General features: G+C 41.8%; 14 protein-coding genes and 7 rRNA genes. 7 read left to right on the top strand and 14 right to left on the bottom strand.

Features of this window, described 5'->3' with window-relative positions; translation table 11 throughout:
• Window positions 1-171: 171 nt before the first annotated feature.
• From NMG63_RS00420 to NMG63_RS00375, 10 genes are all read right to left on the bottom strand, one after another.
• Window positions 172-1710, bottom strand: a 16S ribosomal RNA gene (locus NMG63_RS00420).
• Window positions 1711-2208: 498 nt separating this feature from the next.
• Window positions 2209-2322, bottom strand: a 5S ribosomal RNA gene (gene rrf, locus NMG63_RS00415).
• A gap of 76 nt (window positions 2323-2398) precedes the next feature.
• A 23S ribosomal RNA gene (locus tag NMG63_RS00410) occupies window positions 2399-5296 on the bottom strand.
• A gap of 308 nt (window positions 5297-5604) precedes the next feature.
• Window positions 5605-7143 (bottom strand): 16S ribosomal RNA (locus NMG63_RS00405).
• Window positions 7144-7641: 498 nt separating this feature from the next.
• A 5S ribosomal RNA gene (rrf, locus tag NMG63_RS00400) occupies window positions 7642-7755 on the bottom strand.
• A 76-nt stretch (window positions 7756-7831) separates the two neighbouring features.
• Window positions 7832-10729, bottom strand: a 23S ribosomal RNA gene (locus tag NMG63_RS00395).
• Between the two features lie 308 nt (window positions 10730-11037).
• Window positions 11038-12576, bottom strand: a 16S ribosomal RNA gene (locus NMG63_RS00390).
• Together the 16S, 23S and 5S rRNA genes form the textbook arrangement of a ribosomal RNA operon.
• A 270-nt stretch (window positions 12577-12846) precedes the next feature.
• Window positions 12847-14703, bottom strand: a complete 1857-nt coding sequence (locus NMG63_RS00385; RefSeq protein WP_254007108.1) for a heavy metal translocating P-type ATPase — start codon at window positions 14701-14703, stop codon at window positions 12847-12849.
• Window positions 14704-14853: 150 nt separating this feature from the next.
• Window positions 14854-15666 carry an aldo/keto reductase gene (locus NMG63_RS00380; RefSeq protein WP_123172021.1) on the bottom strand — a complete coding sequence of 271 codons (813 nt, stop codon included), beginning with the start codon at window positions 15664-15666 and terminating at the stop codon, window positions 14854-14856.
• On the bottom strand, window positions 15666-16574 hold the full coding sequence (locus NMG63_RS00375; protein ID WP_123172022.1) for a patatin-like phospholipase family protein: 909 nt from the start codon (window positions 16572-16574) through the stop codon (window positions 15666-15668). Before NMG63_RS00375 ends, NMG63_RS00380 begins: the two co-directional genes overlap by 1 nt.
• Before the next feature lie 114 nt (window positions 16575-16688).
• On the opposite strand from NMG63_RS00375, the gene NMG63_RS00370 reads away from it, so the two are divergent.
• From NMG63_RS00370 to NMG63_RS00360, 3 genes are all read left to right on the top strand, one after another.
• Window positions 16689-17933: a DNA recombination protein RmuC gene (locus NMG63_RS00370; RefSeq protein WP_254007107.1), complete on the top strand. Its 1245-nt coding sequence runs from the start codon at window positions 16689-16691 to the stop codon at window positions 17931-17933.
• Window positions 17934-18055: 122 nt separating this feature from the next.
• Entirely contained in the window at window positions 18056-19039 is a 984-nt protein-coding gene (locus NMG63_RS00365) for a D-isomer specific 2-hydroxyacid dehydrogenase family protein (protein WP_123172023.1), read from the top strand.
• A 93-nt stretch (window positions 19040-19132) separates the two neighbouring features.
• The gene (locus NMG63_RS00360) at window positions 19133-19810 is read left to right on the top strand and encodes an HAD family hydrolase (protein ID WP_123172024.1); all 678 of its coding nucleotides are present in this window, start codon (window positions 19133-19135) and stop codon (window positions 19808-19810) included.
• 27 nt (window positions 19811-19837) lie between these two features.
• Here the strand turns inward: NMG63_RS00360 and alr are convergent, their stop codons facing one another.
• From alr to NMG63_RS00340, 4 genes are read right to left on the bottom strand one after another with little or no spacing between them, the layout of a single operon-like run.
• Entirely contained in the window at window positions 19838-20908 is a 1071-nt protein-coding gene (alr, locus tag NMG63_RS00355; RefSeq protein WP_254007106.1) for an alanine racemase, read from the bottom strand.
• Complete coding sequence (locus tag NMG63_RS00350) at window positions 20908-21318, bottom strand: hypothetical protein (RefSeq protein ID WP_003774054.1); 411 nt, start codon at window positions 21316-21318, stop codon at window positions 20908-20910. The genes alr and NMG63_RS00350 overlap by 1 nt, the downstream gene beginning before the upstream one ends.
• Before the next feature lie 17 nt (window positions 21319-21335).
• Window positions 21336-22280 (bottom strand): dipeptidase, encoded by a 945-nt coding sequence (locus tag NMG63_RS00345; protein WP_123172026.1) that lies wholly within the window; start codon window positions 22278-22280, stop codon window positions 21336-21338.
• A complete protein-coding gene (locus tag NMG63_RS00340) occupies window positions 22264-22776 on the bottom strand; it encodes a GNAT family N-acetyltransferase (RefSeq protein WP_254007105.1) in 513 nt (170 codons plus the stop codon). The genes NMG63_RS00345 and NMG63_RS00340 overlap by 17 nt, the downstream gene beginning before the upstream one ends.
• 89 nt (window positions 22777-22865) lie before the next feature.
• Between NMG63_RS00340 and NMG63_RS00335 the strand changes: the two genes are divergently transcribed.
• The 4 genes from NMG63_RS00335 (at window position 22866) to NMG63_RS00320 (ending at window position 25487) form a co-directional block, all read left to right on the top strand.
• Window positions 22866-23720: a YitT family protein gene (locus NMG63_RS00335; protein WP_123172028.1), complete on the top strand. Its 855-nt coding sequence runs from the start codon at window positions 22866-22868 to the stop codon at window positions 23718-23720.
• Between the two features lie 9 nt (window positions 23721-23729).
• Entirely contained in the window at window positions 23730-24383 is a 654-nt protein-coding gene (locus NMG63_RS00330) for a beta/alpha barrel domain-containing protein (protein WP_003774066.1), read from the top strand.
• 58 nt (window positions 24384-24441) lie between these two features.
• Window positions 24442-24732 (top strand): HesB/YadR/YfhF family protein, encoded by a 291-nt coding sequence (locus NMG63_RS00325; protein ID WP_123172029.1) that lies wholly within the window; start codon window positions 24442-24444, stop codon window positions 24730-24732.
• A gap of 74 nt (window positions 24733-24806) precedes the next feature.
• A complete protein-coding gene (locus tag NMG63_RS00320; protein WP_003774069.1) occupies window positions 24807-25487 on the top strand; it encodes a GTP pyrophosphokinase in 681 nt (226 codons plus the stop codon).
• Window positions 25488-25542: the final 55 nt, after the last annotated feature.

The raw sequence follows: 25542 nt of genomic DNA, 5'->3' as shown, positions 1-25542 counted from the left end.
TATACAACTATTCGAAAAGATCATGTTGATAACATTTATTTCTTTGTCTATCTCTTTTTCTTTTCTGTTATTCAGTTTTCAAAGATCATTTTTCTTGAGATTCCAACGGACTCTCAAAACTAAACAGGAAACTTTAGGTGTCAACTTCACGTCTTTCTAATTACTCCTTAGAAAGGAGGTGATCCATCCCCACCTTCCGGTAGGGATACCTTGTTACGACTTAACCCCAATCATCGATCCTACCTTCGACGGCTCCCTCCTAGTAAACTAGGTTAGGCCACCGGCTTCGGGTATTACCAACTCTCATGGTTTGACGGGCGGTGTGTACAAGGCCCGAGAACGTATTCACCGCGGCATTCTGATCCGCGATTACTAGCGATTCCGACTTCATGGAGTCGAGTTGCAGACTCCAATCCGAACTGAGACGTACTTTCTGAGATTCGCTCCGCATCGCTGCTTCGCTGCCCTCTGTATACGCCATTGTAGTACGTGTGTAGCCCAGATCATAAGGGGCATGATGATTTGACGTCATCCCCACCTTCCTCCGGTTTATCACCGGCAGTCTCTTTAGAGTCCCCAACTTAATGCTGGTAACTAAAGACAAGGGTTGCGCTCGTTGCGGGACTTAACCCAACATCTCACGACACGAGCTGACGACAACCATGCACCACCTGTATCCGCCATAACTATTACACATCTCTGTGCTTTTGCGCGGTATGTCAAGACCTGGTAAGGTTCTTCGCGTTGCTTCGAATTAAACCACATACTCCACCGCTTGTGCGGGCCCCCGTCAATTCCTTTGAGTTTTACGCTTGCGCGCATACTCCCCAGGCGGGATACTTATTGCGTTAACTACAGCACTGAATTTCTCCAACACTTAGTATCCATCGTTTACGGCGTGGACTACTAGGGTATCTAATCCTATTTGCTCCCCACGCTTTCGAGCCTCAGCGTCAGTTACAGGCCAGTTAGCCGCCTTCGCCACTGGTGTTCCTCCATATATCTACGCATTTTACCGCTACACATGGAATTCCACTAACCTCTCCTGCACTCTAGTCTACCAGTTTCTATGGCATCACGGGGTTAAGCCCCGAACTTTAACCATAAACTTGATAAACCGCCTGCGCTCCCTTTACGCCCAATAATTCCGGATAACGCTTGCCACCTACGTATTACCGCGGCTGCTGGCACGTAGTTAGCCGTGGCTTTCTGGTAAGGTACCGTCATATAGAAAGCATTCCCTCTTCCTATCGTTCTTCCCTTACAACAGAGCTTTACAACCCGAAGGCCGTCTTCACTCACGCGGCGTTGCTCGGTCAGGGTTTCCCCCATTGCCGAAAATTCCCTACTGCTGCCTCCCGTAGGAGTCTGGGCCGTGTCTCAGTCCCAGTGTGGCCGGTCACCCTCTCAGGTCGGCTACGCATCATCGTCTTGGTAAGCCGTTACCTTACCAACTAACTAATGCGCCATAAGCCCATCTCGTTGTGATGTATCCCATCTTTAATTAATCTAAGATGTCTTAGATTAACGTATCCGGTATTAGCAGAAGTTTCCCTCTGTTATCCCAGGCATCGAGGCAGGTTGCTTATGTATTACTCACCCGTTCGCCACTAAGTTCCAAGGAGCAAGCTCCTCTTCACTTCGTTCGACTTGCATGTATTAGGCACGCCGCCAGCGTTCATCCTGAGCCAGGATCAAACTCTCCATTTGATTCTTTCTCTTTTTAACTCTGACGAGTTTTGTTTATTTATTTATCCGTATTTCTTTTTGAAATTGACGTTTCCTGTTTAGTTTTCAAAGACCATTTTCTGCACTCGGTTTCCCTTAGCGCTTGTATATAATACCACCCTCTTTAGCCACCGTCAACACTATTTTCACTTTATTTTGACATTTCTTCTTTTTTTAGGTCTTTTCAGTTCATTCGTGATTTTCACGGTTCATATATGCCTATTTAACCTGTTTTTTTGTCTATTTTATAGGGGGTTTTTGGATAGTTTTTTGTTTCTTTTTCCCTTTTCGCTCACAAAAGTTGGCGTTTTATAAGCTTGATACCGATCCAGCTCACAATGCAGCACCTATTTAGACTTACCACTTTATTCTATAATTTTTTAGATCGACATCGGGTTTCATCATTTTATACCGTGATGGTCAGTATAAGCGCTTCTTTGAGAACATAAAAAAAAGACACTCTAAATAGAGTGTCAAATTACCTGGCGATGAACTATCTTCACTAGCGCGTGGCTAGATATTGTCGCCGCTAAAGTGCTTAACTTCTGTGTTCGAGATGGGAACAGGTGTGACCACTTCGCTAAAATCACCAGATCATAGTGCATTAGAGAGATGAACTCTCAAAACTGAATAACAGAAATTTGATCTTTTTCGAATCGTTGTATCTTTTGTGATTAAAACCTCGACCTATTAGTATCAGTCAGCTCCACATATCACTATGCTTCCACCTCTGACCTATCAACCTGATCGTCTCTCAGGGGTCTTACTACTTACGTATGGGAAATCTCATCTTGGAGTTGGCTTCGTGCTTAGATGCTTTCAGCGCTTATCCAGTCCATACTTAGCTACCCAGCGATGCCCTTGGCAGAACAACTGGTACACCAGCGGTATGTCCATCCCGGTCCTCTCGTACTAGGGACAGCGCTCCTCAAATTTCCTACGCCCACAACAGATAGGGACCGAACTGTCTCACGACGTTCTGAACCCAGCTCGCGTACCGCTTTAATGGGCGGACAGCCCAACCCTTGGAACCTAATTCAGCTCCAGGATGCGATGAGCCGACATCGAGGTGCCAAACCTCGCCGTCGATGTGAACTCTTGGGCGAGATTAGCCTGTTATCCCCAGGGTAGCTTTTATCCGTTAAGCGACGGCCCTTCCACTCGGAACCGCCGGATCACTAAGCCCGACTTTCGTCCCTGCTCGACTTGTAGGTCTCGCAGTCAAGCACCCTTCTGCCTTTACGCTCGTCGATTGATTTCCAACCAATCTGAGGGTACCTTTGGGCGCCTCCGTTACTCTTTAGGAGGCGACCGCCCCAGTCAAACTGCCCACCTGACACTCTCCCGGTACCGGATCACGGTACGCGGTTAGAACTTCAAACATACAAGAGTGGTATCCCAATGGCGACTCCACATATACTAGCGTACATGCTTCATAGTCTCCCACCTATCCTGTACATGTAGGCTCAAAGTTCAATATCAAGCTACAGTAAAGCTCCATGGGGTCTTTCCGTCTAGTTGCGGGTAACCGGCATCTTTACCGGTACTAAGATTTCACCGAGTCTGCTGCCGAGACAGCGCCCAAATCGTTACACCTTTCGTGCGGGTCGGAACTTACCCGACAAGGAATTTCGCTACCTTAGGACCGTTATAGTTACGGCCGCCGTTCACTGGGGCTTCAGTTCAATGCTTCGAACGAATTCTAACATATTCCCTTAACCTTCCAGCACCGGGCAGGTGTCACCCCCTATACTTCGTCTTGCGACTTTGCAGAGAGCTGTGTTTTAGTTAAACAGTCGCTTGGGCCTCTTCACTGCGGCTCTTACGAGCACCCCTTCTCCCGAAGTTACGGGGTCATTTTGCCGAGTTCCTTGGCAACAGTTCTCTCGCTCACCTTAGGATTCTCTCCTTGCCTACCTGTGTCGGTTTTGGTACGGGCCAATACATAATTAACGCTAGAAACTTTTCTTGAGAGCTGGCATCAGTTACTTCGCTACTTCCTCACGGGTTCACTCCTCGTAACGCCTTTGCTTTGCATGGCGGATTTGCCTACCATACAGCTCCTTCGCTTAAACCAGCACTTCCAGTCGCTGGCATAACCTAGCCTTCTCTGTCATTCCTTCACTTATGTATCGGGTACAGGAATATCAACCTGTTGTCCATCGACTACGCTTTTCAGCCTCATCTTAGGTCCCGACTTACCCAGGGAGGACGAGCCTTCCCCTGGAAACCTTAGGCAATCGGTGTGTCAGATTCTCACTGACATCTCGCTACTCACACCGGCATTCTCACTTCTATACACTCCACTGCTCCTTACGGTACAGCTTCAACGCAGTATAGAACGCTCCCCTACCATTTATTGAAACAATAAATCCATAGTTTCGGTATCATACTTAGCCCCGGTACATTTTCGGCGCAGGGTCACTCGACTAGTGAGCTGTTACGCACTCTTTAAAGGATGGCTGCTTCTGAGCCAACCTCCTAGTTGTCTGTGCATCCCCACATCCTTTTCCACTTAGCATGAATTTTGGGACCTTAACTGATGGTCTGGGCTGTTTCCCTTTCGACTACGGACCTTATCACCCATAGTCTGACTGCCAACTACTATCCACTGGCATTCGGAGTTTGATTATATTCAGTACCCCGAGATGGGGCCATCATACATTCAGTGCTCTACCTCCAGTGGCCTTACATTGACGCTAGCCCTAAAGCTATTTCGGGGAGAACCAGCTATATCTGAGTTCGATTGGAATTTCTCCGCTAGCCACAACTCATCCGCCAGCTTTTCAACGATGGTCGGTTCGGTCCTCCATTTGGTTTCACCCAAACTTCAACCTGGTCATGGCTAGATCACTCAGTTTCGGGTCTACCACAATGTACTATATCGCCCTATTAAGACTCGCTTTCGCTTCGGCTCCGTCTCTTCAACTTAACCTCGCACATTATGAGTAACTCGCCGGTTCATTCTACAAAAGGCACGCCATCACCCATTAACGGGCTCTGACTTCTTGTAAGCATACGGTTTCAGGATCTATTTCACTCCGCTTCCGCGGTTCTTTTCACCTTTCCCTCACGGTACTGGTTCACTATCGGTCACTAAGGAGTATTTAGCCTTACCGGGTGGTCCCGGTTGATTCCGACAAGGTTTCTCGTGCCTCGCCGTACTCAGGATACCACTAGAGTATCTTACGCTTTCGTCTACAGGGTTTGCACCTTCTTTGACTGGCCTTTCAATGCCATTCGACTAGCTTCGATATCCCACGTTGTGGTCCTACTACCCCATCACGAAGATGGTTTGGGCTCTTCCCGTTTCGCTCGCCACTACTCAGGGAATCACTTTTGTTTTCTTTTCCTCTTGCTACTAAGATGTTTCAGTTCGCAAGGTTGCCTCATCATAAACTATGTATTCATTTATGTGTAATACTGCATAACCAGTATTGGGTTTCCCCATTCGGATACCCCCGGATCGTTGTGTACGTACCACTCCCCGAGGCATTTCGCTGTTAGTCGCGTCCTTCATCAGCTCTTAGTGCCTAGGCATCCACCGTACGCCCTTACATATTTAATCACATGTAATTTCGCGCCCTAATTCTTAAAATCAGGTTTTTTTTAACGCTTATCGCTTGATAAGCTGTGTGTTTGCTTTGATTGCTTACTTAATTGCTTAAGTTACTGTTTTTGTTTAACTTGATGTAAATCTAGTTTTATACAACTATTCGAAAAGATCATGTTGATAACATTTATTTCTTTGTCTATCTCTTTTTCTTTTCTGTTATTCAGTTTTCAAAGATCATTTTTCTTGAGATTCCAACGGACTCTCAAAACTAAACAGGAAACTTTAGGTGTCAACTTCACGTCTTTCTAATTACTCCTTAGAAAGGAGGTGATCCATCCCCACCTTCCGGTAGGGATACCTTGTTACGACTTAACCCCAATCATCGATCCTACCTTCGACGGCTCCCTCCTAGTAAACTAGGTTAGGCCACCGGCTTCGGGTATTACCAACTCTCATGGTTTGACGGGCGGTGTGTACAAGGCCCGAGAACGTATTCACCGCGGCATTCTGATCCGCGATTACTAGCGATTCCGACTTCATGGAGTCGAGTTGCAGACTCCAATCCGAACTGAGACGTACTTTCTGAGATTCGCTCCGCATCGCTGCTTCGCTGCCCTCTGTATACGCCATTGTAGTACGTGTGTAGCCCAGATCATAAGGGGCATGATGATTTGACGTCATCCCCACCTTCCTCCGGTTTATCACCGGCAGTCTCTTTAGAGTCCCCAACTTAATGCTGGTAACTAAAGACAAGGGTTGCGCTCGTTGCGGGACTTAACCCAACATCTCACGACACGAGCTGACGACAACCATGCACCACCTGTATCCGCCATAACTATTACACATCTCTGTGCTTTTGCGCGGTATGTCAAGACCTGGTAAGGTTCTTCGCGTTGCTTCGAATTAAACCACATACTCCACCGCTTGTGCGGGCCCCCGTCAATTCCTTTGAGTTTTACGCTTGCGCGCATACTCCCCAGGCGGGATACTTATTGCGTTAACTACAGCACTGAATTTCTCCAACACTTAGTATCCATCGTTTACGGCGTGGACTACTAGGGTATCTAATCCTATTTGCTCCCCACGCTTTCGAGCCTCAGCGTCAGTTACAGGCCAGTTAGCCGCCTTCGCCACTGGTGTTCCTCCATATATCTACGCATTTTACCGCTACACATGGAATTCCACTAACCTCTCCTGCACTCTAGTCTACCAGTTTCTATGGCATCACGGGGTTAAGCCCCGAACTTTAACCATAAACTTGATAAACCGCCTGCGCTCCCTTTACGCCCAATAATTCCGGATAACGCTTGCCACCTACGTATTACCGCGGCTGCTGGCACGTAGTTAGCCGTGGCTTTCTGGTAAGGTACCGTCATATAGAAAGCATTCCCTCTTCCTATCGTTCTTCCCTTACAACAGAGCTTTACAACCCGAAGGCCGTCTTCACTCACGCGGCGTTGCTCGGTCAGGGTTTCCCCCATTGCCGAAAATTCCCTACTGCTGCCTCCCGTAGGAGTCTGGGCCGTGTCTCAGTCCCAGTGTGGCCGGTCACCCTCTCAGGTCGGCTACGCATCATCGTCTTGGTAAGCCGTTACCTTACCAACTAACTAATGCGCCATAAGCCCATCTCGTTGTGATGTATCCCATCTTTAATTAATCTAAGATGTCTTAGATTAACGTATCCGGTATTAGCAGAAGTTTCCCTCTGTTATCCCAGGCATCGAGGCAGGTTGCTTATGTATTACTCACCCGTTCGCCACTAAGTTCCAAGGAGCAAGCTCCTCTTCACTTCGTTCGACTTGCATGTATTAGGCACGCCGCCAGCGTTCATCCTGAGCCAGGATCAAACTCTCCATTTGATTCTTTCTCTTTTTAACTCTGACGAGTTTTGTTTATTTATTTATCCGTATTTCTTTTTGAAATTGACGTTTCCTGTTTAGTTTTCAAAGACCATTTTCTGCACTCGGTTTCCCTTAGCGCTTGTATATAATACCACCCTCTTTAGCCACCGTCAACACTATTTTCACTTTATTTTGACATTTCTTCTTTTTTTAGGTCTTTTCAGTTCATTCGTGATTTTCACGGTTCATATATGCCTATTTAACCTGTTTTTTTGTCTATTTTATAGGGGGTTTTTGGATAGTTTTTTGTTTCTTTTTCCCTTTTCGCTCACAAAAGTTGGCGTTTTATAAGCTTGATACCGATCCAGCTCACAATGCAGCACCTATTTAGACTTACCACTTTATTCTATAATTTTTTAGATCGACATCGGGTTTCATCATTTTATACCGTGATGGTCAGTATAAGCGCTTCTTTGAGAACATAAAAAAAAGACACTCTAAATAGAGTGTCAAATTACCTGGCGATGAACTATCTTCACTAGCGCGTGGCTAGATATTGTCGCCGCTAAAGTGCTTAACTTCTGTGTTCGAGATGGGAACAGGTGTGACCACTTCGCTAAAATCACCAGATCATAGTGCATTAGAGAGATGAACTCTCAAAACTGAATAACAGAAATTTGATCTTTTTCGAATCGTTGTATCTTTTGTGATTAAAACCTCGACCTATTAGTATCAGTCAGCTCCACATATCACTATGCTTCCACCTCTGACCTATCAACCTGATCGTCTCTCAGGGGTCTTACTACTTACGTATGGGAAATCTCATCTTGGAGTTGGCTTCGTGCTTAGATGCTTTCAGCGCTTATCCAGTCCATACTTAGCTACCCAGCGATGCCCTTGGCAGAACAACTGGTACACCAGCGGTATGTCCATCCCGGTCCTCTCGTACTAGGGACAGCGCTCCTCAAATTTCCTACGCCCACAACAGATAGGGACCGAACTGTCTCACGACGTTCTGAACCCAGCTCGCGTACCGCTTTAATGGGCGGACAGCCCAACCCTTGGAACCTAATTCAGCTCCAGGATGCGATGAGCCGACATCGAGGTGCCAAACCTCGCCGTCGATGTGAACTCTTGGGCGAGATTAGCCTGTTATCCCCAGGGTAGCTTTTATCCGTTAAGCGACGGCCCTTCCACTCGGAACCGCCGGATCACTAAGCCCGACTTTCGTCCCTGCTCGACTTGTAGGTCTCGCAGTCAAGCACCCTTCTGCCTTTACGCTCGTCGATTGATTTCCAACCAATCTGAGGGTACCTTTGGGCGCCTCCGTTACTCTTTAGGAGGCGACCGCCCCAGTCAAACTGCCCACCTGACACTCTCCCGGTACCGGATCACGGTACGCGGTTAGAACTTCAAACATACAAGAGTGGTATCCCAATGGCGACTCCACATATACTAGCGTACATGCTTCATAGTCTCCCACCTATCCTGTACATGTAGGCTCAAAGTTCAATATCAAGCTACAGTAAAGCTCCATGGGGTCTTTCCGTCTAGTTGCGGGTAACCGGCATCTTTACCGGTACTAAGATTTCACCGAGTCTGCTGCCGAGACAGCGCCCAAATCGTTACACCTTTCGTGCGGGTCGGAACTTACCCGACAAGGAATTTCGCTACCTTAGGACCGTTATAGTTACGGCCGCCGTTCACTGGGGCTTCAGTTCAATGCTTCGAACGAATTCTAACATATTCCCTTAACCTTCCAGCACCGGGCAGGTGTCACCCCCTATACTTCGTCTTGCGACTTTGCAGAGAGCTGTGTTTTAGTTAAACAGTCGCTTGGGCCTCTTCACTGCGGCTCTTACGAGCACCCCTTCTCCCGAAGTTACGGGGTCATTTTGCCGAGTTCCTTGGCAACAGTTCTCTCGCTCACCTTAGGATTCTCTCCTTGCCTACCTGTGTCGGTTTTGGTACGGGCCAATACATAATTAACGCTAGAAACTTTTCTTGAGAGCTGGCATCAGTTACTTCGCTACTTCCTCACGGGTTCACTCCTCGTAACGCCTTTGCTTTGCATGGCGGATTTGCCTACCATACAGCTCCTTCGCTTAAACCAGCACTTCCAGTCGCTGGCATAACCTAGCCTTCTCTGTCATTCCTTCACTTATGTATCGGGTACAGGAATATCAACCTGTTGTCCATCGACTACGCTTTTCAGCCTCATCTTAGGTCCCGACTTACCCAGGGAGGACGAGCCTTCCCCTGGAAACCTTAGGCAATCGGTGTGTCAGATTCTCACTGACATCTCGCTACTCACACCGGCATTCTCACTTCTATACACTCCACTGCTCCTTACGGTACAGCTTCAACGCAGTATAGAACGCTCCCCTACCATTTATTGAAACAATAAATCCATAGTTTCGGTATCATACTTAGCCCCGGTACATTTTCGGCGCAGGGTCACTCGACTAGTGAGCTGTTACGCACTCTTTAAAGGATGGCTGCTTCTGAGCCAACCTCCTAGTTGTCTGTGCATCCCCACATCCTTTTCCACTTAGCATGAATTTTGGGACCTTAACTGATGGTCTGGGCTGTTTCCCTTTCGACTACGGACCTTATCACCCATAGTCTGACTGCCAACTACTATCCACTGGCATTCGGAGTTTGATTATATTCAGTACCCCGAGATGGGGCCATCATACATTCAGTGCTCTACCTCCAGTGGCCTTACATTGACGCTAGCCCTAAAGCTATTTCGGGGAGAACCAGCTATATCTGAGTTCGATTGGAATTTCTCCGCTAGCCACAACTCATCCGCCAGCTTTTCAACGATGGTCGGTTCGGTCCTCCATTTGGTTTCACCCAAACTTCAACCTGGTCATGGCTAGATCACTCAGTTTCGGGTCTACCACAATGTACTATATCGCCCTATTAAGACTCGCTTTCGCTTCGGCTCCGTCTCTTCAACTTAACCTCGCACATTATGAGTAACTCGCCGGTTCATTCTACAAAAGGCACGCCATCACCCATTAACGGGCTCTGACTTCTTGTAAGCATACGGTTTCAGGATCTATTTCACTCCGCTTCCGCGGTTCTTTTCACCTTTCCCTCACGGTACTGGTTCACTATCGGTCACTAAGGAGTATTTAGCCTTACCGGGTGGTCCCGGTTGATTCCGACAAGGTTTCTCGTGCCTCGCCGTACTCAGGATACCACTAGAGTATCTTACGCTTTCGTCTACAGGGTTTGCACCTTCTTTGACTGGCCTTTCAATGCCATTCGACTAGCTTCGATATCCCACGTTGTGGTCCTACTACCCCATCACGAAGATGGTTTGGGCTCTTCCCGTTTCGCTCGCCACTACTCAGGGAATCACTTTTGTTTTCTTTTCCTCTTGCTACTAAGATGTTTCAGTTCGCAAGGTTGCCTCATCATAAACTATGTATTCATTTATGTGTAATACTGCATAACCAGTATTGGGTTTCCCCATTCGGATACCCCCGGATCGTTGTGTACGTACCACTCCCCGAGGCATTTCGCTGTTAGTCGCGTCCTTCATCAGCTCTTAGTGCCTAGGCATCCACCGTACGCCCTTACATATTTAATCACATGTAATTTCGCGCCCTAATTCTTAAAATCAGGTTTTTTTTAACGCTTATCGCTTGATAAGCTGTGTGTTTGCTTTGATTGCTTACTTAATTGCTTAAGTTACTGTTTTTGTTTAACTTGATGTAAATCTAGTTTTATACAACTATTCGAAAAGATCATGTTGATAACATTTATTTCTTTGTCTATCTCTTTTTCTTTTCTGTTATTCAGTTTTCAAAGATCATTTTTCTTGAGATTCCAACGGACTCTCAAAACTAAACAGGAAACTTTAGGTGTCAACTTCACGTCTTTCTAATTACTCCTTAGAAAGGAGGTGATCCATCCCCACCTTCCGGTAGGGATACCTTGTTACGACTTAACCCCAATCATCGATCCTACCTTCGACGGCTCCCTCCTAGTAAACTAGGTTAGGCCACCGGCTTCGGGTATTACCAACTCTCATGGTTTGACGGGCGGTGTGTACAAGGCCCGAGAACGTATTCACCGCGGCATTCTGATCCGCGATTACTAGCGATTCCGACTTCATGGAGTCGAGTTGCAGACTCCAATCCGAACTGAGACGTACTTTCTGAGATTCGCTCCGCATCGCTGCTTCGCTGCCCTCTGTATACGCCATTGTAGTACGTGTGTAGCCCAGATCATAAGGGGCATGATGATTTGACGTCATCCCCACCTTCCTCCGGTTTATCACCGGCAGTCTCTTTAGAGTCCCCAACTTAATGCTGGTAACTAAAGACAAGGGTTGCGCTCGTTGCGGGACTTAACCCAACATCTCACGACACGAGCTGACGACAACCATGCACCACCTGTATCCGCCATAACTATTACACATCTCTGTGCTTTTGCGCGGTATGTCAAGACCTGGTAAGGTTCTTCGCGTTGCTTCGAATTAAACCACATACTCCACCGCTTGTGCGGGCCCCCGTCAATTCCTTTGAGTTTTACGCTTGCGCGCATACTCCCCAGGCGGGATACTTATTGCGTTAACTACAGCACTGAATTTCTCCAACACTTAGTATCCATCGTTTACGGCGTGGACTACTAGGGTATCTAATCCTATTTGCTCCCCACGCTTTCGAGCCTCAGCGTCAGTTACAGGCCAGTTAGCCGCCTTCGCCACTGGTGTTCCTCCATATATCTACGCATTTTACCGCTACACATGGAATTCCACTAACCTCTCCTGCACTCTAGTCTACCAGTTTCTATGGCATCACGGGGTTAAGCCCCGAACTTTAACCATAAACTTGATAAACCGCCTGCGCTCCCTTTACGCCCAATAATTCCGGATAACGCTTGCCACCTACGTATTACCGCGGCTGCTGGCACGTAGTTAGCCGTGGCTTTCTGGTAAGGTACCGTCATATAGAAAGCATTCCCTCTTCCTATCGTTCTTCCCTTACAACAGAGCTTTACAACCCGAAGGCCGTCTTCACTCACGCGGCGTTGCTCGGTCAGGGTTTCCCCCATTGCCGAAAATTCCCTACTGCTGCCTCCCGTAGGAGTCTGGGCCGTGTCTCAGTCCCAGTGTGGCCGGTCACCCTCTCAGGTCGGCTACGCATCATCGTCTTGGTAAGCCGTTACCTTACCAACTAACTAATGCGCCATAAGCCCATCTCGTTGTGATGTATCCCATCTTTAATTAATCTAAGATGTCTTAGATTAACGTATCCGGTATTAGCAGAAGTTTCCCTCTGTTATCCCAGGCATCGAGGCAGGTTGCTTATGTATTACTCACCCGTTCGCCACTAAGTTCCAAGGAGCAAGCTCCTCTTCACTTCGTTCGACTTGCATGTATTAGGCACGCCGCCAGCGTTCATCCTGAGCCAGGATCAAACTCTCCATTTGATTCTTTCTCTTTTTAACTCTGACGAGTTTTGTTTATTTATTTATCCGTATTTCTTTTTGAAATTGACGTTTCCTGTTTAGTTTTCAAAGACCATTTTCTGCACCCGGTTTCCCTTAGCGCTTGTATATAATACCACCCTCTTTAGCCACCGTCAACACTATTTTCACTTTATTTTAAGTTTATCGTTGAATTCTTATTATGTGTGATTTTAAAGGCTTGATTTGGTGGTTTGGGGCAATAAAAAAAGGGAATAATCCCTTTAAAATCACTTATCGTTCGATTTTTATTTCTTTCAAGAGTCTTAAACTGTTTAAAATTACTAAAATAGTGCTTCCTTCATGACCAACAACCCCCAAAGGTAATGATATTCGATCAAAGAAGTTTGAAATCACTAACAAGAGAATAACTCCGATTGAAAAGCTTACGTTTTGAATCACTATCTTACGAAGTTTCAGTGATAACTCCATCGCATACTGAATTCCGTGGATATCATCTTTAACCAAAATAATATCAGCAGCTTCCATTGCGATGTCTGTACCACTTCCCATAGCAATCCCAATTGTTGCATTCGCTAAAGCTGGCGCATCATTAATTCCATCCCCAATCATGACGACGGTTCCGTACTCTCGTTCTAAGTCTCTTATAATTGTTGCCTTTTCATCAGGTAGACATTCAGCAACAATCTTCGATACACCAATCTGTGTTCCGATGTGTTCTGCTGTTTTTTTATTATCTCCCGTAATCATTACAGTCTTAATATTGTTTTTATTTAGCCAGTGTACTAAAGATAATGCTTCTGGACGAATAACATCTGTAAGTCCTAGAACACCGATAACATCATCATCCTGTTGGATATAAACAAGGCTGTTTCCGTTATCAGCAAATTCCAGACCTTTATCCGTAACGATTTGATCTTCTGATGTCATGTGTTCAAACTTACCGATTCGATATTCTTTTCCCGCATAAACACCTTTAATACCAAAGCCGGCAATTTCCTCAACGTTGTTTGCAGATGGATAGTCTTCGATATTCAATTGTTTATAAAGACCTGATACCACAGCGTTCGCAAGTGGATGTGTTGAATATTGTTCTATTGCGATAACGGCTTCACCAACCTCGCGAGCATCAACATCATCCATGTAGAATACATTCGTTAAAGATGGTACACCTTGTGTTAGCGTTCCGGTTTTGTCAAAAGCTACCGCTTTGGCGTCCATCATGTTCTCGAAGTGAATACCGCCTTTTACTAAAATTCCGCGCTTGGCACCATTTGAGATTGCAGAAAGCGTTGCTGGTGTAACAGACGCAATGAGCGCACATGGTGATGCCACAACGAGTAGAATCATCCCACGATAAAACGCAGTTTCAAAAGGTTGACCCATTGTAATAATAGGGATAAGAACAACCAATAAAACAACAACCAATACTATACGCGCATAATAATCTTCGATGCGCTCAATAAATCGGGCAGTTTTTGATGGATATTGTTGTGCTTCTTCTACCATCTTAACAATTTTTTGAATGAGGGTATCGTTAACCAAAGTATTAACTTCGATTGTAATTGGATGCGAAATATTCATTGTTCCACCAAATACGGAATCTCCCACACCTTTTTCCTTAGGCATTGATTCCCCTGTAATTGCAGCTTCTTCAATACTACTTTGACCTTTATAGATCATTGCATCAATTGGAACTGTTTCACCAACTGCCACAATCACCTTATCTCCAATTTGTAATGACTCAACGGACACAACTTCTGTACTTCCGTTTTTATTAATACGCGTAGCCTCTGTCGGTTGCAGTTCCATTAAAGAACGAATTTCTCGCTGGCTGCGATCGAGTGTTAACTCCTCAAGTGCTCCTGATAGAGAAAAAATAAATATTAATACAGCGCCTTCCATATAGTAGCCGATTAAGCATGCGCCAATCGCCGATAAAATCATAAGGAGTTCAACGTTCAAGTGTTTATTTTGAATTGTATCTGTAATTCCTTCTTTAGTTTGGTTATAGCCACCAATTGCAATTGCTAATATTAATAGTACATTGTTTTTAAGTAGTGCACCGAGCAATAATAAAATCCCACATAATATGGTTTCTTTTAAACTTAATAGTGTGTCTTTCCACATAACAAACCCTCCAGTAATAATGATAATGATTATCAGTATATGTATATTATACCATTTTGAATTGATAAATCTACTACTCTCGGTTAACATTATTCTTTCTTTAAATAAAAAGATTCACAAGGTTGAATAAAAAAATAGAGCGTAAACGCTCTATTTAAAATTGTATTTATTTGGATTCGTACCTAAACGTAGATTTTCATTAAGCTTATTCACAATTTCAACTTCTTCATTTGTTAGTGCGAAATCAAATATATCAAAGTTTTCCTCCAAACGGATCATCGATTGAGTTTTTGGGAAAACTGTCCAGTCCGTTTGTATTTGCCACCTTAATGTAATTTGAGCAGCAGTTTTGTGATACTTATCCGCTAAAGCCAACACAGCATTACTGTCCGCTACTTTGTTACGAGCTATCGGCATCCACCCCTCGCATGCAATTCCATAACGATCACACATCGATTTCAATTCTGATTGTACTAGAAATGGATGTCGTTCAACTTGGTTGACCATCGGAACAATCTTCGCTTCTTCCAACAACGCTTCCAATTGTTGCGTATTGAAGTTTGACACACCAATCGCTTTTGCTTTCTTATTACGGTAGATTTCTTCGAAAGCGCGCCATGTTTCATGCGAGCTTGGTTGTGGCCAATGAATTAGATATAAGTCAATATATTCCAAGCCAAGTTTTTCAAGCGATAATTCGAATGCTTTAAGTGTCGTCTCATACCCTTGGTCTTCATTCCAACATTTCGTTGTTATGAAGAGGTCTTCACGAGCAACACCTGAAGCCTTGATCGCACGACCGACCGCCTCTTCATTTTCGTAGATCATCGCAGTATCAATATGACGATATCCAAGTTCAAGAGCTTTCAAAACAATTTCATATGCATCTTCTTCAAGTAAACGATAGGTTCCCAAACCAAGCATCGGCATCGATGTTCCATTACTCAATGTTTTATAAATCATTATACCCCTCCCAATTCTTCTTTAATGCGTTCCCAAAGTGTTTTCTTCTTCACGAGGGCTTTTATATCATCCTTATGTTTTTCTATAACCAAATCTGCACGATCCATTGTAAAGCGACCCTTACCGAGTTCAAAAACCCAAACATCGTCTAGTGGTACATTAATATGGATATCCGCATTTTTAATAATATGATAGTCTTCTTCAATACGCATAAGATCCATACAACGCGTCGCAATAGCCATCAGCGAATTATACTCATGGAAATTTTCGTTGGAATGCATCGTCACGGCAATTGTTTTATCGGACCCGTATGCCTCGACTAATTCAAGCGGAAGATTCATTCTCACACCACCATCCACAAGCATGTACCCATGGTATTCCATAGCTGCAATCACAAATGGAAAGGAACAGGAAGCACGAACCGCTTTTGCTAACGGGATATCCGTCACAATATCCCACTTTGGATCAAGTACTTTAAAATCCTGAGGATGTGAAACAAAACAAACTATTTTCCCTGTAGTTAAATCAACTGCAGGAATCGCAAGCGGAATTTTCACTTCCGAAATATTATTGACACCAATTTCGTCCAAAACCTTTTGAAGCTCATCTTCCAACTCTTGTCCATCTACATAACCCGCCGTAAGTTTTTCCTTTGAAAAAGGAAGTAGCTTAAGACTCGGTTTTGAAAAAATATGTTTCTCTTTAATATTTCGCTCTAACTTTAAAACAATATCGGTTAATTCATCCGAACTTAATCCGCAAGCAACAAGTGCCGCTATCACAGAACCCATTGACGTTCCGGATACCATATCAATTTTAATACCTTCATCACTTAATGCTCGAATAACAGGAAGTTGGGAGATAGATTTCACACCACCGCCTGATAACGCTAATCCAATTTTATTCATACTGACACCTCTATCTTTATTATACAGTAAAATGTCATTTCTACTCGATAAACACATGAAATTGACATGGTGATGCAGAAGTATCGTATAATAGTTTTAGTAAAAGGAGTCTATATGATACAAATTCTATTATTCATTATAATTGCACTATTACTTATCCTTATATATATGCAATTAAAAACACAACGAAATAGCGTCGAAAACGAAACGCTCCAAAATCAGTTTGCACAACTTAAAGATTTAATGATGAGTCAAGCAAACAATACAATAAATCAAATGGTCGCATTCGATTTCGAAAGTCGTGAGAAGACATCCGATAAATTTAATCAATTTACCGACCGAATGGATCTTCGCTTTAATGACTTAACACAACGTAACATCGTTTTTGAAAAAGAAGTAAATCGCGCCTTGATTCTTTTTCACGATAAAATGAATCTTCAATTGGATCAACAGTTTACAAAACTTACAGAAAGCGTCGAAAAACGACTTCTGCTTATGGATGAAAAAGTTAATCAATCTCTAGATCAAGGATTCAAGAAGACAAATGATACCTTCACAAACATCGTTGAACGATTAAGTAAAATCGACGAAGCTCAAAAGAAAATTGATGCACTTTCCGTTGAAATTGTCTCTTTGCAAGATGTTTTAACCGATAAAAAAACGCGTGGAACCTTTGGTGAAGTACAACTCCATCAGATTTTAGCTTCAATATTCGGAGATAAAAATGATCGCATCTACCAAATGCAGTATAATCTATCCCCCGGTGTTCGACCTGATGCAGTGCTTTTTGCGCCAGAACCACTCGGAACTCTTGTAATTGATTCTAAGTTTCCCCTCGAAAACTATCGTCGCATGATTGATAAGTCCCTTGAAACCAGCCAACGCCAAAACGCTGAACGACAATTTGTTCTGGATTGTAAGAAGCACATTGATGCGATTGCTGATAAGTATATTATTCCCGGTGTTACCTCTGATCAAGCTTTAATGTTTGTCCCAGCTGAAGCAGTGTTTGCGACCATTAATGCCTATCATTCTGATATTTTAGACTATGCTCAACGAAAACGTGTCTGGCTTGTTTCTCCTACAACACTAATGAGCACACTTACCACAATTCAAACAATTCTCGTGAATTTAGAACGTGAAAAGTATGCAAGTGTTATTCATGACGAACTGAAGCGTTTAAATGTTGAGTTTGATCGCTATCGATTACGGTGGGATAATTTAAGCAAGCATATCGAAAATGTAAATCAAGATGTGAAAGATTTACACATCACCTCTCGAAAGATTTCAAGTCGCTTTGAATCCATTTCGGAAGTTGACCGCGATGCTCTGTCTCAAAAGGATATTGAAAATCAATAAATACTATCTTTATGGGCTTAATACACCCCTTCTATCGTGATTTATTGTAGGATACACATGATAGATGTCCGTGTATTTTTATCTATAAATACATTTTAATCATATAAAGGAGAATGTTAAATATGAAATTAGTAGCATATGCTGTACGTCCTGATGAAAAGGAAGCTTTTGAACGCTATACAAAGGAAATGAATATCGACTTAAAAGTTGTGAATGCACAAATGAGTATTGACAACGTTAATGAAGCGAACGGATATGAAGCTGTTGCCTTTCTAGGTAATTGTGATGCGAGCAGAGAAGTTCTTGAAATTCTTGCGCAAGGTGGCACAAAATATATTGCATCCCGCTCTGCCGGATTTAATAATGTGGATATGGATGCCGTCCGAGATCTTGGCCTTAAGTTCTCAAACGCAACTTACTCACCCAATTGCGTTGCAGACTTTGCGGTGATGTTAGTTCTTATGTCCCTTCGTAACATGAAAGCAATTATGAAACGAACAGAAGTTAAAGATTACTCACTGCCAGGAATTCAGGGTAAAGAAATGCATAATATGACATTTGGTGTGATCGGTACTGGCCGTATTGGCTGTATAACCGCCCGCAATCTTTCTGGTTTTGGTGGTCGCATTATTGGCTATGACCTCTATGAAAATGATTCTATCAAAGATGTACTTACTTATGTCGATCTCGAAACACTTTTAAAAGAAGCCGATGTTATTACTTTACATGCTCCACTTATCGAGTCAACACATCACATTATCAACGCGGAAAGCCTCGCCCTAACAAAACCCGGAGTTGTAATTGTAAACTGTGCTCGTGGTGAATTAATTGATACCGATGCTTTGATTAAATACGTGGAAAATGGACATATTGGTGCTGTTGGACTGGATGTTCTTGAAGGAGAACTTGGAATTTTCCATAAGGACCACCGACTTTCCACACTTTCAAATCATCAACTTGCTCTACTTGAAAGCCATAAAAATGTTATCATTACACCCCATTGTGCCTTTTACACAGATCAAGCTGTTTCAGACATGGTAGAAGTTGCCTTACGTTCTTTAAATTCTTTTATGATGTCTAACGAGAGTCAGTGGGAAATTAAATAAATTTAGAGAAAAAGGATTAATTCAAATTAATCCTTTTTTATCCCTACTATCTTTTTACATTCCACCTTATAATCAATATGATGAGGAGAATTTATGAAAACATTTATTTTTGATATGGATGATACAATCTATGACCAAATCATCCCTTTTAAAAAATCGCTCGAAGATTCAGGTTTTAGAGACCTAGAAGACATTCAATCTTTATACATACAAAGTCGCATCTATAGTGACTCTGTGTTTGCAGCAACCCAAAACGGGACGATGTCTAACCTTGATATGAGACGATATAGAATTCAAAAACCTTTAGAAGATCTTGGTATTATAATAAATAATGAGCAAGCGGATTATTTTCAAGAACGCTACGCTTTTTATTTAGACCACTTAGAACTTCATCCCTCGATTCAAGATTTATTTACGATTCTTGCGAAACGAAATATTCCATTTTACATTTTAACCAATGGACCTTCCGAACACCAATGGAAGAAAATCAAAGCACTGCGTCTTGAAAAATACTTACCTACCCATCGAATTATAGTATCTGGAGATATCGGACATTATAAGCCGTCTCGGGAAATATTTCAGGTTATTGAAGCACAACAAGAAGGCACACTCACAATGATTGGCGACTCACTTCCTAATGATGTGATTGGTGCTAAAAACGCGGGGTGGGAAGCGGTCTGGTTTAATCATAGACGGCGTGAAGGTACTTATGAGGGATTAACGTTATTTTCATTTAGCCAAATCAAAGCCTACGTTTTAAATTCCATATAAAAAAAGAGGATTCTAGAATCCTCTTTTTTACTTTCTTTTTTCAATATAGACAACTTTACCTTTTCGGGTATAGTATCGCGTAATGCGTTCGCTTAATGTTGAGAGTTGAATATATTTAGAAATTCCTGTAATTGATTCAATTTCTACACAGGTTCGATGAGGTCCAATAAGTTCAACCTCGTCACCAAGGCAAACACTTTCATCAATTCGAATCATTGTCTGATCCATACATATTTTCCCAACAATTGAATAGGGTTTTCCCTTAATGTAGACAGGAACTAAATTATTTCTAACATCGAAACAATCAGCGTATCCGATTGGCATCGTTCCAAAGTATTCATTCTTTTCGACTTGGTAAGTATAGTCATAACCAATCGATTCTCCTAGGTTTACTCTATCAATATGGCGGATTTTCGAATGAAGTGATAACACCGGTTTAAGAAATGGAATATCTACGCGATATCCATATACTGCCAAACCCATACGGAATCCATTGATTAAAGTATTGTCTTTAATTAGAGATACCGGCGCATTTCCTACGTGAATCCATTTAAAATTACGTCCTGATGCATTAATTATATTCTCAAATCGTGTGAGTTGTTCCTTACCTTTTTCAAGATTTTCAGGACTTGGTAAATGAGTGTAAATCCCTTCAAGTGGAACATCACTCGATAGAATTTCTTCAATTTCTTTGTCGTTTTTAATCCCAATTCGATTCATCCCTACATTAATTTCAAGATGCATGCGAAGATTAAGGTTTAAGGCTATAACTTCGCGAAACCACTGGATTGATGGGATGGTATAAATAAAATGTTCTTTCCCTTGTTCCGCAATAATCTTTGGATCAACATAACTAAAAATTAGAATATCATGGTTGATTCCTTTATGAAGTAAACGTTGTGCCTCATCAATTGATGATACACAAATAAATGGGAGGTTCTCCTCTATCATGATGCGACTGCATTCAACATCACCATGACCATATGCATTTGCCTTAACGACGCCAAAAAGCGACTTACCCGTCACTTCTTGTATTTTATTGATATTGTACGAAAGATTGTCGAGATTTATCGTTGCAATCGTCTCTCTACCATCCATTAAATAATCCTCGAATAGTTATAGCTAATATAAATCGCAAGCAATCTATAGGCAATCCATAAAACTGAATGAATTTCATTTTGTGCCGCATACTTGAAAATAATTTGGTAACTGCTCAAGTCAAAGAGTCCTGCAATCCCCATTACCGTAACAACATCACTCATGACAATCGCAAGGAATGTGAATAAGGCAGCTGCAATGGAAAATTTTATTTGAACACCGCGTCCAAATTTTTGAATTGCAAGTGCGATTAGATAACCGACCCCCACAATTACGAGTGAAAAGTTGGCTACTTTATTTCTAAAAATTCCAGATACAATTCCTAAGACTACAGCGGATACAAGTCCTACAAGCAGTGCTACATTAAATCTTTGTTTCTGTGTTAATGATCGAGTGTTAAAGATTTCCATTTAGTTTTAGTTCTCCTTTATATCATTTTATGATTAACATAATTAATAAAGTTATCATAAGCGATCGCGTTTGTAAATTTCTCACCAAATTCAATTTCTATTTCTTTAAGTAGATTCTGGGTTTTTGAAGCATCTTCTAAATTTTTGATTTTAGTTGCAATCCCATCAAAATCAGACCCGAGTCCAATTTGATTTGTACAGCCCATTTTTCTTAAATATTCAATATGACGTACCAAGTCTGAAATTTGTGTTTCTTTTTCTTCATCGGTTACAAAAGCATCATAATAAACAACATGAATCGGAAAACCATGTTCTACCATTCGGCGGATCTGATTATCATCTAAATTGCGTCGATGACTCGCGATAGCCTTAACATTAGAATGACTTGCGATTACATGCTTCGCATTATTTAATACATCATCAAAGCCCTTCAAACTAATATGTGATACATCCACAAATAAGTTACGAGCATTTAGTTCTTCCACTACATTAAACCCAAAAGCGGTTAATCCAGCGCCTCTTGGTTCACCAATACCATCACATGCAAGATTCGCTTCATTCCATGTCATACCGATTGAAAGAACGCCTTCATCTAAAAGATGTTTCACTTTATTCATATCACTGCCAACACAATCGAGTCCTTCTAAAGTTAGAAACGTTCCGATTTCATCCTCGCCCAAGTTCTCGATATCTTGAAAAGATTTTAACTGAACGACACCTGGAGTTGTAAGTACACGATGCTTATAAGCTTCGATTTGTTCTAAAGCAATTTGATATTTATCATCAAAGTTCAAATCGGGATCAATAAAAATCGCCATAGCTTGAACTTTAGTATTACTGGCTTTTAATTTTTCATAGTTCACATCCAAATCTTCCGAATCTTTAAATTGAAGCGTTTGATCTTGTTGGAGTTTTAAAAGCACATCACAGTGCCAATCAATAATTTTATATTTTTTTGTCATACGCGAGTCGTTCTCCCCCATCTTTTAAAGTTATTTTACCACAAAGTTGGTATCCTGTTTTCACTAACAGTGCATTCATAGCAAGATTGTTTTTGTGGGTATCAATTCTAAGTACTGAATAACCTGCTTTTCCACAAGTACTTTCTATTTCAAGAAATGCCTGTGTCGCTATTTTTTGACCATAGTATGTAGGATCTACCGCAATTCGATGCACTACAGCATATGGACCCTCTTGATGCCACTGTCCTTCTTCAATCGTATCATAATTTTCATCATCACCAAATTGAAGCATAAACGTTCCCACAATATCATGTTCTTTTAAAATAACATAACTGCTCGTATCACGTATATCTTTTAAAATTGTATCTACGTTAGGATAACCATTTTGCCATTGATCAATGCCTTTTTCTCGAAAAACGATCTTCGCTTGTTCGAGAATGTTTATGATTTTGGTTAAATCATCCATATTTGCTTTTCGAATTTGTATTGTCATCATTAATCCCTCTTATCTTATTAATTTGTAGGTTCAAATTCTTTCATAAAGAAACAATACTCTTAACACCGAGATTTTGTTATAATTGTAGTATGAAAAAAACAAAAAATTATTTACTCTGTATTACTGGTGCAATTATGTTTGCACTCTCTGTTAATCTATTTATTATTCCTGCACAGATTTACAATGGCGGTATGGTTGGGATTGCCCAGTTACTGCGTGATGCCATTCAATATGTCTTTAAATTTGAATTTGGTTTCGACATCGCCGGGATTGTCAATTTATTTTTAAACATTCCATTGCTCATCTTTGCATGGTTCAAGTTTTCGCATTCTTTTGTGCGTTATACACTTGTAACTATTGTAACACAAGCAATCTGTTTTACATTAATTCCTGTCCTAAATCAGCCAATTGTAGATGATGTTTTTATTTCAATAATCATTGCGGCTGTTCTTGGAGCTTTTGGTGCCTCACTATCCTATCGTGCCAAAGGTTCTTCAGGTGGATTGGATGTTATTGGGTTTTATTTATCTCAAAAAAAGAAAGGAAGTTTGGGTTCATTATATTTAATGGTGAACTGTTCAATTTATCTTGTGTGTTTAATTGTTTATAATGCACAAACTGCACTTTATTCGCTCGTGTACTCCTTTATCTTTTCCTTCTGTCTTGATAAGTTTCATGAGCACAATATTGAAGTTAGTGTTATGGTTTATACAAAAAACAAAGATATCAAACGAGAAATTATTGAAGTTATTCACCGTGGCGTAACGTATTGGGATGGCTACGGTGCATATACCGGGAGTCAAATGGATGTATTTGTAACCATTGTTGCGCAAAGTGAAGTTGTTGAATTAAAACAACTTATTCGAAAACATGATCCCAATGCCTTTATCATTGTCACAAAAAATTTAAAAGTAGACGGAGGATTTGAAAAACGTCTCATCTAGGAGGTAATTATGTTTGTTCCAGAATATAATGGCAACTTAAGATCACACATTATTCGTGTGCCTGAATCGATTCAGGAAGCAAGTGGAATTAAATTATTTGGTCGTACGATTAAATCATTTTTATTTACGACTGATGTCGCAATTATTCGTAATTGTAATGCCGATGCGGTTATCGCAATTTATCCTTTTACACCCCAACCAATAATTACACACGCAATTAAAAACGTTGCAGATGTTCCCGTCTTTTCTGGAATTGGTGGTGGCACTACCCGTGGACTTCGCGTTGTAGGTCTTGCAGTTGACGCTGAACAACAAGGTGCAACAGGTGTTGTCCTAAATGCTCCAACTACAAATAAATTAATACGTCTTGTGAAACAAGCGATTGAGATTCCGATTATCATCACCGTTCTAAACGAAAATGAAGATATTCAGGCACGTCTTGATGCCGGTGCAACAATCCTAAATGTATCCGCGGCAGCGCGCACACCTGAAGTTGTTGCGGCAATTCGAAAGAATCATCCGCAAGTGCCAATTATCGCGACTGGTGGCCCTACGGAAGAATCATGTCGGAAAACCATACAAGCTGGCGCAAACGCTGTATCCTTTACACCCCCAAGCACAGCCGATATGTTTAAAGACTTGATGGCTACCTATCGAGAGTAAGCATATTACATAATAATTCAGCCAGAGTGTGATAACATAATTTAAAAGAGGTGACACAATGAAATTAGAAGTATCAAAAGAAGCAGCAGAGTGGTATATTCGCGAACTGAATCTTAAAGCAAACGACAGCGTTAAATTTTTTGGAAAGGTTTATGGTCCTCACGGTGGTTTCTCTTTTGCATTGGCAATTATGGAACCCAGTAGACCGCTGGAAATGATCAAAGTAGAAGGCATCAACTTTTATGTTGAAAAATCAGATGACTGGTTTTTTGGCGATAAAGACCTCAGCATTACGTTTGATAAAGAACGTGATGAACCAAAATACGACGTAACAATAATAGAGGGGTAACCCTCTTTTTTACTTTCTTCTAGATATCATAGACTTTTAATATTTTATGATAAAATAATATTAGAGGTGAGTTTATGTCACGAAATGAAGTTATTATTAATAATCAAAAATTTAAAGTGCCCACAGACTTTGTAAATCAAACCAAAAATTTCATTGCTTTAATGCTTTTATATGATTGCGCAGTACGCGAAATCACCACCAAACTTGAAATTTTGGACAGAGAACTTGGAACACTTACGACACGAAATCCAATTACAACCATAAAATCACGCGTTAAAAAACCACAAAGTATTGTGGAAAAGCTGCTTAGACTTGAAGTCCCTTTGAATGTGGATTCAATCCCTCAGCACTTAAATGATGTTGCAGGCGTTCGGGTAATCTGTTCATACATCGATGATATCTATATTGTCGCAGATATGATTTCAAATCAAGACGATATCCAAGTCCTTGAGATTAAAGATTATATTCAATTTCCTAAAGAGAACGGTTACCGCAGTCTTCATTTAATTGTGGAGGTTCCCGTCTTTCTTTCAGATGGAAAACATTACGCTAAAGTAGAAATTCAAATTCGTACAATTGCCATGGATTTTTGGGCTTCGTTGGAACATGAAATCCGTTATAAAAAAGATCATCGTCATATAGAGTTAGTATCCGAAGAACTTTTTGACTGTGCAGAGACGATTGCGAAAACGGATCAAAAAATGCTTGATATCCGAAATTTAATCGACGATGAAAACTCAAAGAACAATTTTTAGAACGCTTATGCGTTCTTTTTATTGTTTTCTGGGTGTTCTTTTATTCATATAATGC

The sequence above is a fragment of the Erysipelothrix amsterdamensis genome, assembly GCF_940143175.1.
Lineage (GTDB): Bacteria > Bacillota_I > Bacilli_A > Erysipelotrichales > Erysipelotrichaceae > Erysipelothrix > Erysipelothrix amsterdamensis.
This window is presented reverse-complemented; position numbering and strand designations above follow the sequence as displayed.

What these genes read in the sequence shown, in the direction of transcription:
- NMG63_RS00320 (WP_003774069.1), top strand. Translation starts at nt 24,807, where the DNA reads ATGTCACGAAATGAAGTTATTATTAATAATCAAAAATTTAAAGTGCCC.
- NMG63_RS00345 (WP_123172026.1), bottom strand. Translation starts at nt 22,280, where the DNA reads ATGACAAAAAAATATAAAATTATTGATTGGCACTGTGATGTGCTTTTA.
- alr (WP_254007106.1), bottom strand. Translation starts at nt 20,908, where the DNA reads ATGGATGGTAGAGAGACGATTGCAACGATAAATCTCGACAATCTTTCG.
- NMG63_RS00380 (WP_123172021.1), bottom strand. Translation starts at nt 15,666, where the DNA reads ATGATTTATAAAACATTGAGTAATGGAACATCGATGCCGATGCTTGGT.
- NMG63_RS00360 (WP_123172024.1), top strand. Translation starts at nt 19,133, where the DNA reads ATGAAAACATTTATTTTTGATATGGATGATACAATCTATGACCAAATC.
- NMG63_RS00375 (WP_123172022.1), bottom strand. Translation starts at nt 16,574, where the DNA reads ATGAATAAAATTGGATTAGCGTTATCAGGCGGTGGTGTGAAATCTATC.
- NMG63_RS00365 (WP_123172023.1), top strand. Translation starts at nt 18,056, where the DNA reads ATGAAATTAGTAGCATATGCTGTACGTCCTGATGAAAAGGAAGCTTTT.
- NMG63_RS00370 (WP_254007107.1), top strand. Translation starts at nt 16,689, where the DNA reads ATGATACAAATTCTATTATTCATTATAATTGCACTATTACTTATCCTT.
- NMG63_RS00335 (WP_123172028.1), top strand. Translation starts at nt 22,866, where the DNA reads ATGAAAAAAACAAAAAATTATTTACTCTGTATTACTGGTGCAATTATG.
- NMG63_RS00325 (WP_123172029.1), top strand. Translation starts at nt 24,442, where the DNA reads ATGAAATTAGAAGTATCAAAAGAAGCAGCAGAGTGGTATATTCGCGAA.
- NMG63_RS00330 (WP_003774066.1), top strand. Translation starts at nt 23,730, where the DNA reads ATGTTTGTTCCAGAATATAATGGCAACTTAAGATCACACATTATTCGT.
- NMG63_RS00385 (WP_254007108.1), bottom strand. Translation starts at nt 14,703, where the DNA reads ATGTGGAAAGACACACTATTAAGTTTAAAAGAAACCATATTATGTGGG.
- NMG63_RS00350 (WP_003774054.1), bottom strand. Translation starts at nt 21,318, where the DNA reads ATGGAAATCTTTAACACTCGATCATTAACACAGAAACAAAGATTTAAT.
- NMG63_RS00340 (WP_254007105.1), bottom strand. Translation starts at nt 22,776, where the DNA reads ATGATGACAATACAAATTCGAAAAGCAAATATGGATGATTTAACCAAA.